Raw genomic sequence first — 18461 nt, 5'->3', positions numbered from 1 at the left:
GATAGGCGGAAACAGACCACTTTGATAAATACCGCCATTCCCGATTATGCCGCGCAGCGCATTTCCAGCGTAAAGCGGCAGCCTTTTTCTGAGCTTTCGACCGTCATGTTCCACCCCAGATGCTCCACGATGCGCTGCACAATGGATAAGCCAAGCCCTTCGCCACTTTCACGTGAGCTAGGCAGAAAACGTTGAAATTGCTGCGGGTCGATGCTGGGCGGCAGGCCTGGCCCTGTGTCAGAAATGATCAGAGTTGTGCCATGCAGGGCAATGCGCACTTCGCCTTCATCCGTGTACTGGCAGGCATTGCGCAGTAGATTCCAGACCACACTGCGCGCCAGTTCGGCATTGGTGTGCACATGGACGTTTTGCGGGACATCCAGTGTGAGTGCCACTGGCTTTTTCGCCAGCCAGGGTTGGCAGCGCGTTATGCATTCCTCGAACAATGGACGTAGAGGCACGTCGGCGAGAGGTAAGGTTTGCGGATCGCGCGAAAGCAGTAACAGGCAAGTCAACTGGCGTTGCATTTCCTGCGTAGTGCGCACGATGCGCTCAGCACTAGGCATCAGGTGACTACCGGTAGGCAATTGGTGCACGATGGTTTCCGCCGCACCGCCAATGATGGCCAGCGGTGTGCGCAATTCATGGCTGGCATCGCTCACAAAGCATCGCTCTCGCTGTAGAAACCGCTCCAGCTCATCGCTGTGTTGCGCAAATGCGCGCGCGAGCACCCCGATTTCGTCACTAGAATCCTGAAAAGGGAAGGGTTTTTGCTTACGCTGCACAACGTCGGCCAAGCGTGTGATGGGGACGGTAACGCGCGCTGAAGTCAGTCGCCCAATCCAGAACGCACACAGAATGCACAGCAAGATGACCAGCGGCGCGAAGCCGTCAATCATGTACTCCAGATACTCGTAATCCTTACCATCCTGCAACAGGTAGTAGCGACGATCGTTGAGTTCAAACACCAGCAGATGCCAGCCAGCGGGCTTTTCCATGCGGTGGTAGCCCGGTGCGTACTGGCGCAGAACATCGGGCGCGCTCTGCGCATCATAGAGCAGGTTACCTTCAGGCATGATAGGGGTGATGCCTTTGGTAATATCAGCCTCCAGCCGAGGCTGCACCTCGTTGCGCAGATTCTCCGAGATCACATAGGCTCTCAATTCATCGTAGTCGAGTTGATCCGCGACAACCACAAATGCCATGACGGCCACCATCAGCAGCACGAAGGAAACCATAATGCGCGTCTTGAGCGTCACCTGTTGGTAAATGGATTTCATGATGATTACTCTGCCCTTATATGATTATTCCGGTGCAGCCTTTTCAGGCTTATGCAGGCGTAAACCGATGCCATGCACCGTTTCTATCAGCGCAGATGTGAAATTTTTGTCAATCCGCTGACGCAAGTCATGAATGTGTGTGCGCAAAGCGCCACTGTCAGGCGGTTCGTCGCCCCAGAGTAAGTACTCCATCTCCTGTTTTTTAACGACATCAGGTGCGGATCGTATCAGGCACAGCAGCAATTTATGCGTGGTAGGGGTCAGGTTGATAGTGTGGCCCTGTCGCTGGGCCTGTGGGGCACGGGTGTCCACCTGTAGATCTTCCCAGACTAGCGTGCCTTGCACCTGTCGGCCTTGGGAGCGGCGCACCAGTGCCTTGATACGCGCGTCCAGTTCCTTGAGTGAAAAGGGTTTCACCAGATAATCGTCAGCGCCCAGGGCAAGGCCCTGCACGCGGTCATCTATCGGATCGCGAGCGGTCAGCATCAACACCGGTACCGGGTTTTGAAATTCCTGGCGGAGTTTTCGGCACAGCGTCATGCCGTCCAGTCGCGGTAGCATCAGGTCCAACAAAATGGCATCGTAATCATTTTGCGTGGCCATACGCAGACCAGTGGCACCATCGCGTGCATCATCCAGCACATAGCCCAGCGGCTCGAAAAATTCGTATAGGTTGGCCACCAACTCCGGGTTGTCTTCGATGATGAGCAGGCGTGTCATAGTAAGCAGACTTATAGATAAATAATCGAAATTATAAATAGATAATCGATATCCTAACAACTTCCTGACATACGCTTTTTGATACTACGCGCACTTTCAACTCATTGGGGATTGCGCGTGTTTCAACGTCTGTCATCCTTGCGGCTCAACCCGGTACAACTGACCTGGGTAGCCGCTCTGTTCTTTACCACCATTGGCAACGTTGGACTGTGGCAAATGCTATGGTCCAAAGTGGAGATTAACAGCCTGCACAGCTTGCTGTTTTTCATCAGCCTACCGGTTTTCTTTTTCTGTCTTATCAACCTGTTGCTTACGCCCGTTCTGGCATTACCTTACGTGCGTAAGCCGCTATTGGCACTATTGGTCGTCATCAGCGCCAGCTGCAGTTACTTTATGCTCAACTATAACGTGCTGATCGATCGCAGCATGGTGCAGAACGTCTTTGAGACCAATCAGGCAGAGCTCGCCTCGTACTTTTCAATCCCCTTGTTGCTCACCATTCTTGTACTGGGTGTGCTACCTGCGGCGGTGATGGTTTGTTTACCCACCAAACAGACTGAGCATCCCTTGCAAAACGCGCTATGGTGGCTGGGCAATGTACTGGTGACATTCGTCGTGCTGGCTGCGGTGACGATGCTGTTCTACAAGGACTACGCCTCGTTGCTGCGCAACAACCTGCAAATCAGGGATCAAGTGCTACCCTTCAATTTTGTGCGCAACACCAACGGCTACCTGAAACGTTATCTGAAACGCACGACATCTCAGCTGTTGCGAACTGTAGCAGAAGATGCCACGCGCCCTGAGACCGGAGAGCGGCCCAAACTCGTGATTGCCGTGGTGGGGGAAACCGCGCGGGCACAGAACTTCCAGCTTAATGGTTATCCGCGAGCGACCAACCCATCTCTGTCGCAGCGCGAAAACATCATCAGTTTCAAAAACGTCTCATCCTGTGGCACGGCTACAGCCATTTCACTGCCCTGTATATTCTCCCGTATGACTCGTACGCAATACGATGAAGTACGTGCAGCGACGGAAGAGAACCTGCTCGATATCCTGCGACGCACCGGTGTGCAAATACTTTGGCGAAACAACAATAATGGCGGTTGTAAAGGCGTGTGCGAGCGCGTGCCCACCGATGACATGCCGATACTGAAAATTACTGAACAATGCGTCAACAAGGACGGCACCTGTTATGACGACGTACTACTGCACCAACTCAGTTCACGCATTGATGCCATGTCGGGCGACGCATTAATCGTGCTGCACCAGTTGGGCAGTCATGGGCCAACCTATTTCGAACGTTATCCGGCGCAGGAAAAAATCTTCAGCCCCACCTGTGATAGCAACCAGATTCAGAAGTGCAGCAACGAAGCGCTGACCAACACTTACGACAATACGCTGGTCTACACCGATCGGATGCTGGGCAAAACCATCGATTTGTTGCAACGCTATTCGGGGCAACGTGATGTAGCCATGATCTACCTTTCCGATCACGGTGAGTCCTTAGGAGAGCGCGGGATCTACCTGCATGGCACGCCTTACCTGATTGCGCCTAAAGAGCAAACGCAGGTGCCCATGGTGATGTGGTTCTCACCGAAATTTGCGCAAGATGCTGGTTTCAATCTTGCCTGCCTGCGTAACAACGCGGACAACAAAGATTACAGTCACGACAATTTTTATCACTCCATGCTGGGCTTATTTGGTGTTCACAGCCACGTATACCAACCCGAACTGGATGTGTTTTCGCCATGTCGTGAGGCGATTTGAGTTGTTTCGTTACTCAGTCGTTAGCCTATTCACTCTCATAAGGAGTATCTTGTGTCAAAAATCAACGTGGAAAAATTCGCTGCTGGAAGTCTGGAAAACAGTTTTGGTGTGCCCGCATTCGCCGTAAACATGCTTGCTCTGATTTTGCCAGCGTCTGCAATGAGTGAACTTGCGAGTCGAGGTATAGACATACAGGCTATTCTCAGCGCCAACAAACTGAGTACGCCATACTCCTCTTCGTTCGAGGTGACCGAGGAGGGAGTGCAAAAAACAATCATCATATCCGTTACCGCTGACGGGTGACATAGGAACGTCGGATCGGCAAGCTAACCATACTCATCTACGTTTCCTATTTGCGTCGCATTAATGAAAATATTTATTTGCGAATAATAACGTTTTGAAAATCATCAACGTTCTATGGTGTTGCCTGAAAATTTACTGACCCTAAAACGTGGAAACAATGAGAACGACGTTATCTTTCTTGCCTGTATGTATCAGTTTCGCTTTCTTATCATTAGGTGCTCAGGCATGCCGCCCTCCGGTTGTTAGCGAAGGGAGCGCCCTCGAAACATCGGCTATTCAGCATGCGATTGACCAATGTTCACAAGCTGGCGGTGGCCGCGTCGAGCTTTCTGCTGGGGTATGGCAAAGTGGGCCGTTGTTATTAAAAGATAATGTAGAATTGTATCTGGCGGCGGGAAGCCGGTTGACAGCCAGTTATCAGGGCGATGCGTTTAAACCGGGGTTCATTTCGGCTCCAGCGCATGAAGGTGAAGCGTTTATTCTGGCGAAAGATGTAAAAAACATTGCGATTGCAGGGCCCGGTGTCATTGATGGTCAGGGGCAGCAGCGTTGGTGGCCACTTGCCACCGAGGCTCGTAATCACCTCAAGCATGGGGATACCAACTGGTTTACCCAACACTATCCGGGCATTCCGACGGCCAATGGCATGCCGCGCCCATGGCTGATTGAATTTGCCAATGTGTCACAGGGGAAAATCTCCGGTATCGGGATAGAAAATTCTCCCATGTGGAATCTGGTCATCCGCGACAGTCAACATATAGAAGTTACTAACAGCACCATCACCAATCCGTCCGATTCACCCAATACCGATGGCATCGATATTATTTCCTCTCGTCAGGTCCACCTCCACCATCTGAATATCTCCACCGGTGATGACAACATTTCGGTTAAGTCGGGTCTGGCAAAACGGGCTGATGATGCAGAAAGCCGTGATATCACTATTGACCATATTCAGTCGGAAAATGGACACGGCATCTCAATTGGCAGTGAAACCATTAATGGTATTGGCAAGGTCACCCTACAGGACCTGCATTTTACGGGTACCGAAAACGGTGTGCGCATTAAGTCCGGGCGCGATCGTGGCGCAAATATCGGCCCGGTAATTATCCGTAATGTCACTATGCAGCAGGTTAAAACACCACTGGTGATTACCGACAGTTATGGTGGCAATGGGGGGTACTCGTCTGACAGCGTTAGCCCGATAAAATACCAGACGCTGACCACCACCACTCCCAACATTCACGATGTTACCCTTCAACATATCGAGGCAAGCGGTGCAACCCATGCTGGGATTATCAGTGGATTACCGGAGGCACCGTTAAAGAATATCCATCTGGAATCGGTACATATTACGGCGAAAACGGGGTTACAGAGCCGTTATGTATCGGGTTGGCAAAAGCAGGTGGCGGTGGATGTTCAGGATGGAGAAGCGCAGTTATCCGGGAACAATGTTGACTGGGTTTCGCCGTGAAAACCTCTCCAACCCTCGTGTTGTTATAGCAAAAAGAGCCATGTTAGGTACATACATGGCTAAATCCACGCGGTGGATAGTATTTTTCAGGATTTAATCGGACTGTATTAATGGCTGTTGTTAACAAAAAGAATGTGAATAAAAATGCTCGTACATACTTTAATCCTTACCGATACCAATTAGTGTGTGCTGGTATCGCGGTTTGTTTAGTGACTTTGCTTGTAAGGACAGCCGATTTACAAATAGTAAAACGCAAAATGCTCGAGCACGAAGCCGATTTACGCTCCCTGCGTACCACCGTTGTCACCGCCAGCCGAGGGACAATCACCGATCGGAATGGAAATCCCTTAGCGGTGAGTGTGCCTTCCAAGGATATTATTGCCGACCCTGTCAGGGTTATTGAATCATCGCCAGATATTAAAACCCCCAAATGGCAATACCTCGCCTCCGTGCTGAATACGACACCTGACGAGATCTATCATGACATTCTGGAGCATCCCAAACGGCATTTTCTCTTTATTAAGAAGAATGTTGACCTGGAGACATCATCAGGCATAAACAATCTTCATCTTTCTGGCATCAGTGAAGAAGATGATGAAAAGCGGTTTTACCCAGCGAGCGAAGCCGCCGCACCCTTGATAGGTATTGTGGGGGCTGAAAATGATGGTGTCGAAGGAATTGAGCATAGTTACAACGCTATCTTGCAAGGTGTATCAGGGAAGAAAACCTACCGTCAGGATTCTTTGGGGCACCAGATTTCTGTCAGTAATGATGATGAGCCCCCGATCGCCCCACAAGTGCAGCTCAGTATCGACAGTTTTGAACAATACGTCGTGTATACGGCCCTGAAAAAGGGCGTATTACTGAACAAGGCAGAGTCTGGCACAGCGGTATTGGTTAAAATCGAGACCGGTGAAATACTGGCTATGGCATCCTATCCATCGTTTAATCCCAATAATTTTGCCACGGCAACGCCTGCAGAAATGCGAAATGTTGCCATTAATGACAGCTTTGAACCGGGATCAACAGTCAAACCCCTTGTGGTATTGGCGGGTCTGGAACATCACATCATTCAACCCAACACGTTGCTGAATACTTCACCTTACCAGATTAACGGGCATTTAATCCGTGACGTAGGCATCTGGCCCCGCTTGACGATCACCGGGATCCTGCAAAAATCGAGTGATATAGGGGTTTCTCACATCGCTCTGGCCATGCCAGCGTCAGTACTGGTCAATCTGTATCATGACTTTGGTCTCGGCAAATCGACAAATCTTGGTCTGACCGGAGAAAGTGTGGGTTACTTTCCTCTTCACCGACAACGCTGGAGCGATATTGAACGAGCAACGTTTTCGTTTGGATATGGGCTGCGCGTGACCCCCCTTCAAATAGCGCGCGAATATGCAACGCTCGGGGCTTTTGGTTTTTATCGAAATCTGTCAATCACCAAAGTGACTCCGCCGGTAACCGGGGTTCAGGTGGCCGATCCTGATACCGTCAGGACCGTCGTTCACATGATGGAAAGTGATGTCCTTCCCGGGGGGACTGGGGTCAAGGCTGCTATTCCAGGTTACTGCATGGCAACAAAAACAGGAACGGCGGAAAAACTCGGGGAGAAGGGGAAATACGACGGTGGGTATGTTAACTACATGGCCGGCGTTGTTCCTGTGGATCACCCAACACTGGCGTTAGTGGTGTTAGTAAACAACCCTACGGCCGGAGCTCACTTTGGTGGTTCTGTGGCTGCGCCTATTTTTGGCGATATTCTGAAATCGGTGTTGCCGCATATGAATATTCCTCCCGATTGCCTGAAATGATTTCGGCATGCTTCAGAATCTTGGGATGATGAATAAGCATGCGAGGACTGTATGGGCGCTCCTGGCCAAAGAGACTAATAATAAGCGCTTAAGCTTCTTAGTCAGTAAGACAGAAACAACACCACCGATTGCTCAGACAGGGATGACATGACTACCTCGCTGTGAGTATTTTTTCAACTTAAGCTCAACGGCCGTCTCGCCGGAGTTGTTCGTCCTCTCGTTTTGATGAAAAATCGTTATGTAAAAAAATATATAATGAGGCAGTTCGATGGTTTCAGGAAAAATGAAGTACGGGATTTTGGCACTGATGGTTTGCACACCAACAGTATTCGCAAAAGATATCCGCGTCACTTATGCTGGCTCAATGGGTAAAGTGATGGATCAAGGTCTCGGTCCCGCCTTTAGTAAGGTTGAGAGTGGCGAATATCAAGGCCAAGGGCAGGGGGCTTACGGCATGGCTCGTCTGTTAGCCAGCCACAAAATTGAGGCAGATGTATTTGTTTCTATCAACCCAGGTCCAATGCAGATCCTGAAAGATGCTGGGCTAATTGACGAAGCGGTTCCCGTTGCCAGTACCAGCATGGTGCTTGCCTACAACCCGAAAGGCAAATATGGCGAGCAGTTTGCCGAAGCTAGCAAGAAAAACGATGGTTCATGGCTAAACCTGCTGGCGAAGAAAGATATCAGTTTCGGGCGTACCGACCCGTACGTCGATCCAAAAGGCCAGAACATCGTCTTTACCCTGATGTTGGCAGAAAAATATTATCAGCAGCCTGGCATCGCGATGAAGATCCTCGGCAGCCTGCAAAACCCACAGCAGACCCACCAGGAAGGTGGTCTGATATCGCGTCTTGAAAGCGGGCAGGTTGATGCCGCCGCTGGTTATGAAAGCGAAATTCGCTCCGCACACCAGCCATACGTGGCGCTGCCGGATGAAATTAACCTGAGCAATCCGGCCATGGCGAAGCAGTGGTATGACACTGTGAGCTTCACCATCAAAGACAGCCAGGGCAAAGATCTGGTTCTGCATACTCAACCAATGGTGTTCTACGCTGCCGTGCTGAAAAATGCGCCTAACGGCGTTGAGCAGGGGGATAAATTCGTCAAATTTATGCAGAGCGCTCAGGGTCAGGCTCTATTTAAACAATACGGCTACGCGGAGCCTAAAGGGGACAACCTATACGCTCGTTAAGTCGTCCAGGCAGAATAGCTGGCTGGCTTTCCCTGCCTGCTATTCTCCTATTGAGCCTTCCGTTTATTACCCTACTTAGCGTAACCCCGTGGCACCATTTACAGTTGGCATGGCGAGACGATAACGCGATTGCCGTGTCGATGGGGCTAGGCGGACTAGCGCTCTGCATTACGGTCGCTATCGGCTTACCCGTTTCCTGGTGGCTGTCGCAGGCCACTGGAAAATATAGGCTGATAGGTGAGTTGCTAGTCATGATCCCACTGCTCACGCCACCACTGGCGATGGGGATCCTGCTGGTTTCCGCGCTGGGGCCATACGGGCTGTTCGGGTCGTGGGTATCAAAAATTGGAATTACGCTGGTCAACAACCCGGCGGCTTTTGTGTTGGCGCAAATATACGGCTCATTACCTTATTTCATTGTGGTGGCACGCTCCGCATTTGCCACGGTGCCGAAAGATATCCTCGAGGCCGGTCAAACTCTTGGCGCATCAGCGTGGAACCGCTTTCGCTATCTAGCTCTGCCCATCGCCTTTCCCGGCTTGGCCTCCGCCGTAACCCTGGCATGGGTTCGCGCTGTCGGTGAGTTTGGTATTGTGATGATCTTCGCCTACTTCCCTCAAGGAATTCCCGTCAAGCTGTACACCAATCTACAAAATGACGGGGTGGATGCCGTGTATACGTTGTTATGGATGCTGCTTATTGTCACGCTCCCTCTGCCCATGATGTGCTTTGCACTAGGGAGACGAAACGCGGAACAGCGGCGTTGATTCATTACGGGACATTTATGAGATGAAATGAGAGTCATGAAAACAAAAATCCACGCAATTGCGTGGATTTTAGAGGTTTTATCAGTCGTCATGCGATGTGTTGAGATCGCATGAGACAACAGAAGCTATTTAGACGTTGAACAGGAAGTTCATGACGTCGCCATCTTTTACGATGTAGTCCTTGCCTTCTGAACGCATTTTTCCGGCTTCTTTCGCGCCTTGCTCACCTTTGTAGGTAATGAAATCTTCATAGGCGATAGTTTGCGCGCGGATGAAGCCTTTCTCGAAGTCGGTGTGAATCTTACCAGCGGCCTGCGGGGCGGTAGCGCCGACAGGGATGGTCCATGCACGAACTTCTTTCACACCCGCGGTGAAGTAGGTTTGCAGGTTCAGCAGTTCATAGCCTGCACGGATAACACGGTTCAGGCCAGGTTCTTCCAGACCTAACTCAGCCATAAACTCTTCGCGGTCAGCGTCATCCAATTCCGCGATATCTGATTCAACGGCGGCACAGACGGCCACGACGACAGAACCTTCAGCGGCAGCGATTTCGCGCACTTTATCGAGGTACGGGTTATTTTCGAAACCGTCTTCGTTAACGTTGGCGATGTACATGGTTGGTTTCAGCGTCAGGAAGCTCAGGTATTTGATCGCTGCTTTGTCTTCATCGCTTAAATCCAGCGAGCGCAGCATCCCAGCGTTCTCCAACTGCGGTAAGCATTTCTCCAGCGCAGCCAATTCAGCTTTAGCATCTTTATCGCCGCCTTTGGCTCTTTTCTGCACGCGATGAATGGCGCGTTCACAGGTATCGAGGTCAGACAACGCCAGCTCAGTGTTGATCACGTCGATGTCATCCGCTGGGTCAACTTTGTTGTTTACGTGGATGATATTGTCATTTTCGAAGCAGCGCACAACGTGGCCAATAGCTTCCGTCTCACGGATGTTGGTCAGGAACTGGTTACCCAAACCTTCACCTTTAGACGCGCCTTTTACCAGACCAGCGATATCAACAAACTCCATGGTGGTAGGGAGGATACGCTGTGGCTTAACGATTTCGGCCAGTTTGTCCAGACGTGGATCGGGCATCGGCACGACGCCAGTATTTGGCTCGATGGTACAAAACGGGAAGTTGGCCGCTTCGATGCCGGCTTTGGTCAACGCATTGAACAGAGTGGATTTACCGACGTTAGGCAGCCCAACGATACCGCATTTGAATCCCATGTTTATATCACCTTAAATAACTTATTAATCAGGCAATTGCTATATTTTGCCTGTCAGAATGGAAACATTTCGGCCGATTATACACGGAATGGCGATTTATCTCGATCTCCCATCCGCATTCTGACCAGTTTATGCCGGTTTGAAGGCATGCAAACGGTTCATCGCTTTGATCATGTCTTCTTTCATCAGAATTTCTGTGCAGCGTACGGCTTCGTCAATAGCGTCGTCGATCAACGTCTGCTCGCTTGTCGGTGGTTTTCCCAACACAAAGCCAGTAACTTTGCTTTTATCACCCGGATGGCCGATACCAATGCGTAAACGATGAAAGTTCGGGTTATTACCCAATTTACTAATGATGTCTTTCAGTCCGTTGTGACCGCCGTGTCCGCCACCCAGTTTAAGTTTGGCAATCCCCGGTAATAAATCCAGTTCATCGTGTGCAACCAGAATTTCATCGGGCTGGATGCGATAGAAGGTCGCCATTGCCGCGACGGCTTTACCACTCAGATTCATGAACGTGGTGGGAACCAGCAGGCGTACATCTTGCCCAGCTAGATTCAGGCGGGACGTGTAACCAAAAAATTTGCTTTCTTCTTTCAGCGGTTGACGATACGCGTCCGCCAGACGGTCAACAAACCAGGCGCCCGCATTATGGCGGGTGGCGGCATATTCAGCGCCGGGATTCGCCAGGCCGACAATTAATTTAATGCTGCTCACGGTATATTCCAGATTACGTGCTTAAACTTACGCAGGGTAGCGTGATAAACGAAAGCGCTAGTTTACACACCGTGTGGTGGATAGCAAAATCTCGGTGTTGGAATGTAAATACAATGTTATTTGTTCAGCGATGTGACTATTCCGAGTTTCGTCTATTTATTTGTTTAAACGTAAAAAAATATTAATCATTCCTTTTATCTGTGATCCCTCCCGCAATCATCCAAGCATACTATTGTCTATAATTACATCAATAATAAGAAAGTCAGCGGTAATGGCACTCCGATTCATCCACAGAATTAATCTGGAGGTGGCAGATGAAACGTAAAAACGTGACAGTATTGGGTAACATGTTGATGGGGCTCGGTATGATTCTGATGATTGGCGGTATTGGTTTTTCCATCGCCAGCCAGTTCCCTAAACTGAATGTCCCTGAATATATGACTTATATTGATCTGGTCGGTATTTTTTCTGGTGCAATATTTTGGTTAGTGGGAGCACGTATTAGCGGGCGTGAGGAAGTCGCAGATCGTTATTGGTGGGTTAAACACTTCGATAAGCGTTGCCGCCGCCAACGTCACCCATAACCGTTAAGGCGCCATCGGTGCTAATGAAAATTGAACATGGGAGCCGCTGTAGCTTTGCTATGGCGGTTTTTTGTTTTTTTATAGCGATAGCGTTTTTTACAGTGATAAAAATAAGAAAGCCACCTTGTTACAGGTGGCTCCCTCATTATCGTTTGCGAGCGGTTACCCGATCAGCAATGATTAATGCTCAAACATCGCAGAAATAGATTCTTCGTTGCTGATACGACGAATCGCTTCGGCCAACATACCGGACAGCGTCAACGTACGAACATTCGGCAGTGAACGAATGTTTTCCGCCAGCGGAATGGTATCGCAGACAATCACTTCATCAATTACAGAGTTCTTGATGTTCTCGTAAGCATTGCCTGAGAAAATCGGGTGTGTGGCATAAGCGAATACACGTTTAGCCCCACGTTCCTTCAGCGCTTCCGCTGCTTTGCACAGCGTACCGCCAGTGTCGATCATATCGTCAACCAGCACACAGTCACGGCCAGCGACGTCACCGATGATGTGCATCACCTGAGAAACGTTGGCGCGAGGACGGCGCTTGTCGATGATTGCCATGTCGGTATCGTTCAGCAGTTTAGCGATTGCGCGGGCACGCACAACGCCACCGATATCAGGAGAAACCACGATTGGGTTTTCCAGATTCTGTTGCAGCATATCTTCCAGCAGGATCGGGCTACCGAATACGTTATCTACTGGTACATCGAAGAAACCCTGAATCTGCTCAGCGTGCAAATCGACGGTCAGAACACGGTCAACACCGACGCTGGACAGGAAGTCAGCAACGACTTTCGCGGTGATTGGCACACGTGCGGAACGCACACGGCGGTCCTGACGGGCATAGCCGAAGTAGGGGATAACGGCGGTAATACGTCCCGCGGAAGCGCGACGCAGAGCATCGACCATCACAACCAGTTCCATCAGGTTGTCATTGGTGGGTGCACAGGTGGACTGGATGATGAAAATATCACCACCGCGTACATTTTCATTGATTTGCACGCTGACTTCGCCATCGCTAAAACGACCGACAGCGGCGTCGCCAAGGCTAGTGTACAAACGGTTGGCAATACGTTGTGCTAGTTCCGGGATGGCGTTACCAGCAAAAAGCTTCATATCAGGCACGAGAAGAACCTCAGGCTTGCGTCCAGAGAAATATTGCGCCTGCCAGGCAGGGAGAGCAACAGGCACAATATGCATACGGGTGTATGAATTAAGTTTGCTACAGACTGGCCGCATGGCAGCCGGTGTGTGGCAAAACCTAAAGTTGCCCGGAAAGCGTACGTTGTAGCGGAGAGACGTTAACGCCTCGCGCGACGAAACCGTTTAGCCATTCCGGGGCCTGGTCAAGCACCTGACGGGCTGCGAACTCGGTGTCAAACTCTGCAAACACACAAGCTCCCGTTCCAGTCAGGCGCGCCGGGGCATATTCTAGCAGCCATGAAAGTAGCTGTTCAACCTCACGAAAACGTTTTCTTGCGATAGCTTCACAATCATTGACGAAGGTCTGGTTTAATAAAGTATCTAAATCACGAACTGGCGAATTACGCGTCAACTCCGGATCGCCGAAAATCAACGGGGTGGCGATACTCACGCCAGGGTGAGCCACCAGATACCATTTCTCTGGCGGATTTGCTGGTGTTAACCGCTCACCAATGCCTTCGGCAAAGGCGGCATGCCCACGAACAAAGACGGGAACATCCGCACCTAATTGCAACCCCAGATCGGCCAACGTATCAACGCTCAGCCCGCTGTGCCATAAATGGTTAAGGGCGACCAAAACGGTAGCTGCATTGGATGAACCACCGCCCAGCCCGCCGCCCATGGGCAGACATTTATCGATACGGATATCTGCACCGAACTGGGCAGGGTGAATATTATGACGTTTACAGTGCTGCTGTAATAAGCGTGCGGCGCGGACGATCAGGTTTTGCTCGTTCTCTACACCGTCCACGGGGGTAAGCAGGTTAATCTGGTCGTCATCACGTGGCTGAATCGTCAGGGTGTCACCGTAATCCAGAAATTGGAATAGCGTTTGCAGTAGGTGATACCCGTCCTGTCTCTGACCAGTAATATAAAGAAACAAATTCAGTTTGGCGGGTGCTGGCCATGTCTCGATAACCGTCGGTTGCATCGCTTATTTAACCATCCAGTTATTCATTTTCAGCTTAATACGCTGTTCGCCCTGAACCAGCTCCAGACTGGTTGGGAGCGGCGGCGTCAGCTCGGTGTTGTAGCTTTGATAGCTGACATTCCAGTTTTGGTTACCCTGACGGTAGGTAACGGTTTTCAGCAGATAGCGTTCATCCAACGTGAATTCGGTGGCGTCGCCTGGGATACCGAGGATCCACTGACGCAGATTGTTCAGCGGGATCGCCATGCCGGTGAGCTGCTGAATCATGTATTCAGCATCTTTCCCCACGTAGCGTTTGCCTTGGTTATCGGTGATCTGTACGCCGTCAGGTTGGGCGCGCAGTTCTAATTCGGTGCTGCCGAGCGGGTTGGTCAGCAGCAGTCGATAACGCTGCGGCGGTGTGTCCTGCCAGAAAAAATTGGCTGATACTCTTTTGCTATCGGAGATATAGGCAAAAGCGCCGCGAGTTTGATATTGGCTGAGTTGCTGTACTTTTTGCTGATGCTGTTGCCACTCTGGCGAGGTGGGGCTTTTACCCGTTTGGGTGGGTTGATGAACGCTACAGGCGGCTAGCAATACGCTGGCTAAAGGCAGTAAACGCAGGCATCGGACGGTTTGGGTTGGCATGTCGGTCGTATCCTGTAAATGAACGGAGTTCGTGAAATACGTCACGCTAACGGGCTTACCGCTCAGCGTCAATCATTGTTATTCGTTAATGGCGTTTATTGTTTTTTGTCAAAAAGTGACTACCTCAGACGAGGTGTATCGCGTGCTGTCGCTTTTCTTGCACCCCTGCATCAAGTAGAATGCGATTCAAACGAAATCCATACTAAGACCGGTATTACTCAGAAACAGCCTAATGACCCTGCTTGCGCTTGGTATTAATCACAAAACCGCACCGGTTTCTCTGCGTGAACGCGTTGTGTTCTCACCAGATAAACTCGGAGTGGCCCTCGACAGTCTGCTACAGCAACCGCTGGTGCAGGGCGGCGTTGTGCTGTCTACCTGCAATCGTACGGAACTCTATCTTAGCGTTGACGAACAGGAAAACCAGCGTGAACAGTTGATTCGCTGGTTGTGTGAATATCATCAATTGCGCCCGGAAGACGTCAACGGCAGTCTTTACTGGCATCAGGATAATGCCGCTGTTAGTCATCTGATGCGCGTGGCGAGCGGTCTGGATTCTCTGGTATTAGGCGAACCGCAGATTTTGGGGCAGGTGAAGAAAGCGTTTGCCGAATCACAGCGTGGTCATTCCCTGTCCAGCGAGCTGGAACGTTTGTTCCAGAAGTCTTTTACCGTGGCCAAACGCGTTCGTACGGAAACGGATATCGGTGCCAGCGCGGTGTCGGTGGCATTTGCCGCCTGTACGCTGGCGCGGCAGATTTTTGAGTCACTGGCGGATGTCACGGTGCTGCTGGTCGGTGCCGGAGAAACCATTGAACTGGTCGCTCGCTATCTTCGTGAACACAACGTACAGAAAATGGTGATCGCAAACCGTACCCGTGAACGTGCGCAGGCGCTGGCAACGGAAGTGGGCGCAGAGGTCATCACGCTGGCAGAGTTGGATGAACAGCTCGTTCAGGCTGATATTGTGATCAGTTCAACGGCCAGCACGCTGCCGATTATCGGAAAAGGGATGATGGAACGGACGCTGAAGGCGAGACGGAATCAGCCAATGCTGATGGTGGATATTGCGGTTCCGCGTGATATTGAGCCGGAAGTCGGCAAATTGCCGAACGTTTATCTCTACAGCGTGGACGATCTGCACGCGATTATTCAGCATAACCTCGCGCAGCGCAAAGCGGCGGCGGTGCAGGCCGAATCCATCGTGCAGCAGGAAAGTTCCGACTTCATGGCGTGGCTGCGTGCGCAGTCAGCGGTGGAGACCATTCGCGATTATCGCGCTCAGGCCGATGAACTGCGTGCGGAAATGACGGCCAAGGCGCTGGCTGCCATCCAACAAGGCAATGACGTTGAAGCGGTGATTCAGGAACTGACGCACCGTTTAACCAACCGCCTGATTCACGCGCCGACCAAATCCCTTCAGCAAGCCGCTCGTGACGGCGACCAAAATCGGTTACAAATTTTACGTGACAGCCTTGGGCTGGACTAGCATTCATCTCTATTACAGGATTTAACCGCCCGCATGAAGCCTTCTATTGTTGCTAAACTGGAAGCGTTACAAGAACGCCATGAAGAAGTCCAGGCGTTACTCGGTGAGCCCAGCGTCATCGCTGATATGGATCGTTTTCGCGCGCTGTCGCGAGAATATGCTCAACTCACTGATATTACTCGCTGTTTCCAGCAATGGCAGCAGGCACAAGAGGATCAGCAGACCGCAGAAATGATGCTGGACGATCCTGAAATGCGCGATATGGCGCAGGAAGAATTGAAAGAGGGTAAAGCGACGATTGAAGCGTTGGAGCAACAGCTTCAGGTGCTGCTGTTGCCGAAAGATCCCGACGATGAACGCGGCTGTTTTCTGGAAGTGCGTGCAGGAACGGGCGGCGACGAAGCCGCGATTTTTGCCGGCGATCTGTTCCGTATGTACAGTCGTTATGCCGAGTCTCGCCGCTGGCGTGTTGAGGTGATGAGCGCCAGCGATGGCGAACATGGCGGTTATAAAGAAGTTATCGCTAAAATCTCCGGCGACGGCGTGTACGGCCAGCTTAAATTTGAATCCGGCGGCCATCGCGTGCAGCGTGTTCCTGCCACAGAATCTCAAGGACGTATTCATACCTCAGCCTGTACGGTCGCCGTGATGGCGGAAGTGCCGGAAGCGGAACTGCCGGACATCAACCCTGCGGATTTGCGTATCGATACCTTCCGTTCTTCTGGCGCGGGCGGTCAGCACGTTAACACCACCGATTCGGCCATTCGTATTACTCACTTGCCAACGGGTATTGTCGTGGAATGCCAGGACGAGCGTTCACAACACAAGAACAAAGCCAAAGCGCTGTCAGTGTTGGGCGCGCGTATTCGTGCCGCAGAAGTGCAGAAACGTCAGCAGGAAGAAGCCTCAACCCGCCGTAACCTTCTCGGCAGTGGCGATCGCTCTGACCGCATCCGCACCTACAACTTCCCACAGGGAAGGGTGACCGATCACCGAATTAACCTGACGTTATACCGCCTGGACGAAGTCATGGAAGGAAAATTGGATACGTTGATTCAGCCAGTCGTGCAGGAATACCAGGCCGATCAGCTTGCCGCGCTGTCCGAGCAGGAATAATGACCTATCAGGATTGGTTAATCTCTGCGACGGCACGGCTTGCGGCGGGAGAAAGTCCGAAGCGAGATGCGGAAATTTTGCTGGGCTTTGTGACCGGCAAGCGCCGTACGTTCCTGCTGGCATTTGGTGAAACAGCGCTAAGCGCGGCTGAACAGCAGCAGTTATCTGAACTGTTAGCTCGCCGCGAACAGGGCGAACCGATTGCCTATTTGATCGGCGAGCGTGAGTTCTGGTCACTGCCGCTGTCTGTGTCGCCCGCGACGCTGATTCCCCGTCCCGATACCGAGTGCCTGGTTGAACAGGCACTGCTGCGCTTGCCTCAAATACCGTGTTCCGTGTTGGATTTGGGTACCGGAACCGGAGCGATCGCGCTGGCGCTGGCCAGTGAGCGGCGCGATTGCCGGGTGACGGGCGTTGATGTTCAATCGGATGCCGTCGCGTTAGCGACAAAGAATGCCCAGCAATTGGGTCTCGATAACGCCCATTTCTTGTCCGGAAGCTGGTATTCACCGCTTGATCAAACGCGCTTTGCACTCATCGCCAGTAATCCACCCTATATCGATGCGGATGATGTGCATCTGTCGCAGGGCGATGTTCGTTTTGAACCGGCCAGCGCACTGATTGCTGCCGACAACGGGCTGGCTGATTTACGCACCATTATTGAATCTGCCCCGCATTATTTAGCGGCCGGTGGCTGGTTGCTATTGGAACATGGCTGGCAGCAAGCTGATGCTGTACGTCAGCTTTTACAGGCACGCGGATTCACACAAATAGAAACTTGTCAGGACTATGGTGGTAATGACCGCGTGTCGTTAGGACGCTGGTTGGATGCCCCAACGCATTAGGAGCAATGGACGTGATAACTCTTTACCCAGCCACGATATATCTGCATCTGGCAACGGTTGGCATCAGTATTTCTCTGTTTATTATTCGTTTTTTCTGGCTGTGCCGGCAATCAGCGATGCTGCAACAGCGTTGGGTGAAAATCCTGCCGCATATTAACGATACCTTGTTATTAATCAGCGGTATTGGTTTAATCACGCTTAGCCATACTTATCCGTTTACTCCCGAGCAAAGCTGGCTGACGGAAAAACTGTTTGGCGTTATTATTTATATCCTTCTTGGCGCGATCGCCTTGGGGAAACGCCCCCGTAGCCAGAAAGTTCGCTGGCTGGCGTTTGTATCTGCTTTAATGTGCTTTGGTGTGGTCGTGCTGTTGGCACTGACTCAGTCACCGTTGCTGATGGAATAAT

General features: G+C 51.2%; 18 protein-coding genes. 11 read left to right on the top strand and 7 right to left on the bottom strand.

Annotated features, from left to right (window positions below):
* Positions 1 to 44: 44 nt before the first annotated feature.
* Positions 45 to 1280: a sensor histidine kinase gene (locus I2D83_RS11440; RefSeq protein ID WP_015840359.1), complete on the bottom strand. Its 1236-nt coding sequence runs from the start codon at positions 1278 to 1280 to the stop codon at positions 45 to 47.
* 24 nt (positions 1281 to 1304) lie between these two features.
* Complete coding sequence (locus tag I2D83_RS11435; protein ID WP_181844943.1) at positions 1305 to 2000, bottom strand: response regulator transcription factor; 696 nt, start codon at positions 1998 to 2000, stop codon at positions 1305 to 1307.
* Positions 2001 to 2117: 117 nt separating this feature from the next.
* Between I2D83_RS11435 and I2D83_RS11430 the strand changes: the two genes are divergently transcribed.
* The 6 genes from I2D83_RS11430 (at position 2118) to I2D83_RS11405 (ending at position 9317) form a co-directional block, all read left to right on the top strand.
* The gene (locus I2D83_RS11430) at positions 2118 to 3767 is read left to right on the top strand and encodes a phosphoethanolamine transferase (RefSeq protein ID WP_205946531.1); all 1650 of its coding nucleotides are present in this window, start codon (positions 2118 to 2120) and stop codon (positions 3765 to 3767) included.
* A gap of 51 nt (positions 3768 to 3818) precedes the next feature.
* The gene (locus tag I2D83_RS11425; RefSeq protein WP_181828574.1) at positions 3819 to 4070 is read left to right on the top strand and encodes a hypothetical protein; all 252 of its coding nucleotides are present in this window, start codon (positions 3819 to 3821) and stop codon (positions 4068 to 4070) included.
* A gap of 157 nt (positions 4071 to 4227) precedes the next feature.
* Positions 4228 to 5541, top strand: coding sequence for a glycoside hydrolase family 28 protein (locus I2D83_RS11420; protein WP_205946530.1), 1314 nt, complete (start codon positions 4228 to 4230; stop codon positions 5539 to 5541).
* A gap of 110 nt (positions 5542 to 5651) precedes the next feature.
* The gene (locus tag I2D83_RS11415) at positions 5652 to 7358 is read left to right on the top strand and encodes a penicillin-binding transpeptidase domain-containing protein (protein WP_205946529.1); all 1707 of its coding nucleotides are present in this window, start codon (positions 5652 to 5654) and stop codon (positions 7356 to 7358) included.
* A gap of 283 nt (positions 7359 to 7641) precedes the next feature.
* Positions 7642 to 8550, top strand: coding sequence for an extracellular solute-binding protein (locus I2D83_RS11410; RefSeq protein WP_180779025.1), 909 nt, complete (start codon positions 7642 to 7644; stop codon positions 8548 to 8550).
* A 14-nt stretch (positions 8551 to 8564) separates the two neighbouring features.
* Positions 8565 to 9317 carry a molybdate ABC transporter permease subunit gene (locus tag I2D83_RS11405; RefSeq protein WP_205948175.1) on the top strand — a complete coding sequence of 251 codons (753 nt, stop codon included), beginning with the start codon at positions 8565 to 8567 and terminating at the stop codon, positions 9315 to 9317.
* A 129-nt stretch (positions 9318 to 9446) separates the two neighbouring features.
* Here the strand turns inward: I2D83_RS11405 and ychF are convergent, their stop codons facing one another.
* Together ychF and pth are read right to left on the bottom strand one after the other, a co-directional pair.
* Positions 9447 to 10538 (bottom strand): redox-regulated ATPase YchF, encoded by a 1092-nt coding sequence (gene ychF / locus I2D83_RS11400; protein ID WP_015840351.1) that lies wholly within the window; start codon positions 10536 to 10538, stop codon positions 9447 to 9449.
* Positions 10539 to 10667: 129 nt separating this feature from the next.
* Positions 10668 to 11255: an aminoacyl-tRNA hydrolase gene (gene pth, locus I2D83_RS11395; protein WP_015840350.1), complete on the bottom strand. Its 588-nt coding sequence runs from the start codon at positions 11253 to 11255 to the stop codon at positions 10668 to 10670.
* Positions 11256 to 11569: 314 nt separating this feature from the next.
* On the opposite strand from pth, the gene ychH reads away from it, so the two are divergent.
* A complete protein-coding gene (ychH, locus tag I2D83_RS11390) occupies positions 11570 to 11839 on the top strand; it encodes a stress-induced protein YchH (RefSeq protein WP_205946528.1) in 270 nt (89 codons plus the stop codon).
* 180 nt (positions 11840 to 12019) lie between these two features.
* Here ychH and prs read toward each other — a convergent pair whose 3' ends face one another.
* The 3 genes from prs to lolB form a co-directional block, all read right to left on the bottom strand.
* On the bottom strand, positions 12020 to 12967 hold the full coding sequence (gene prs, locus I2D83_RS11385) for a ribose-phosphate diphosphokinase (protein ID WP_010274915.1): 948 nt from the start codon (positions 12965 to 12967) through the stop codon (positions 12020 to 12022).
* A 136-nt stretch (positions 12968 to 13103) separates the two neighbouring features.
* Positions 13104 to 13976, bottom strand: coding sequence for a 4-(cytidine 5'-diphospho)-2-C-methyl-D-erythritol kinase (gene ispE, locus I2D83_RS11380; RefSeq protein ID WP_205946527.1), 873 nt, complete (start codon positions 13974 to 13976; stop codon positions 13104 to 13106).
* Between the two features lie 3 nt (positions 13977 to 13979).
* A complete protein-coding gene (gene lolB / locus I2D83_RS11375; RefSeq protein WP_181828567.1) occupies positions 13980 to 14603 on the bottom strand; it encodes a lipoprotein insertase outer membrane protein LolB in 624 nt (207 codons plus the stop codon).
* Positions 14604 to 14835: 232 nt separating this feature from the next.
* On the opposite strand from lolB, the gene hemA reads away from it, so the two are divergent.
* Genes hemA through I2D83_RS11355 form a run of 4 tightly spaced genes read left to right on the top strand, consistent with a single transcriptional unit; the run spans position 14836 to position 18460 of the window.
* On the top strand, positions 14836 to 16092 hold the full coding sequence (gene hemA / locus I2D83_RS11370) for a glutamyl-tRNA reductase (protein ID WP_015840346.1): 1257 nt from the start codon (positions 14836 to 14838) through the stop codon (positions 16090 to 16092).
* Positions 16093 to 16125: 33 nt separating this feature from the next.
* Positions 16126 to 17208 (top strand): peptide chain release factor 1, encoded by a 1083-nt coding sequence (gene prfA / locus I2D83_RS11365; RefSeq protein ID WP_015840345.1) that lies wholly within the window; start codon positions 16126 to 16128, stop codon positions 17206 to 17208.
* On the top strand, positions 17208 to 18053 hold the full coding sequence (gene prmC, locus I2D83_RS11360) for a peptide chain release factor N(5)-glutamine methyltransferase (RefSeq protein ID WP_181828565.1): 846 nt from the start codon (positions 17208 to 17210) through the stop codon (positions 18051 to 18053). The genes prfA and prmC overlap by 1 nt, the downstream gene beginning before the upstream one ends.
* 5 nt (positions 18054 to 18058) lie before the next feature.
* Positions 18059 to 18460 (top strand): SirB2 family protein, encoded by a 402-nt coding sequence (locus tag I2D83_RS11355; protein ID WP_181846778.1) that lies wholly within the window; start codon positions 18059 to 18061, stop codon positions 18458 to 18460.
* The last annotated feature ends 1 nt before the right edge of the window (position 18461 follow it).

The organism is Pectobacterium aroidearum (genome assembly GCF_015689195.1).
Taxonomy (GTDB): Bacteria; Pseudomonadota; Gammaproteobacteria; order Enterobacterales; family Enterobacteriaceae; genus Pectobacterium; species Pectobacterium aroidearum.
Note: the sequence above shows the minus strand (reverse complement) of the source record. Positions and strands in the feature narration are given on the sequence as shown.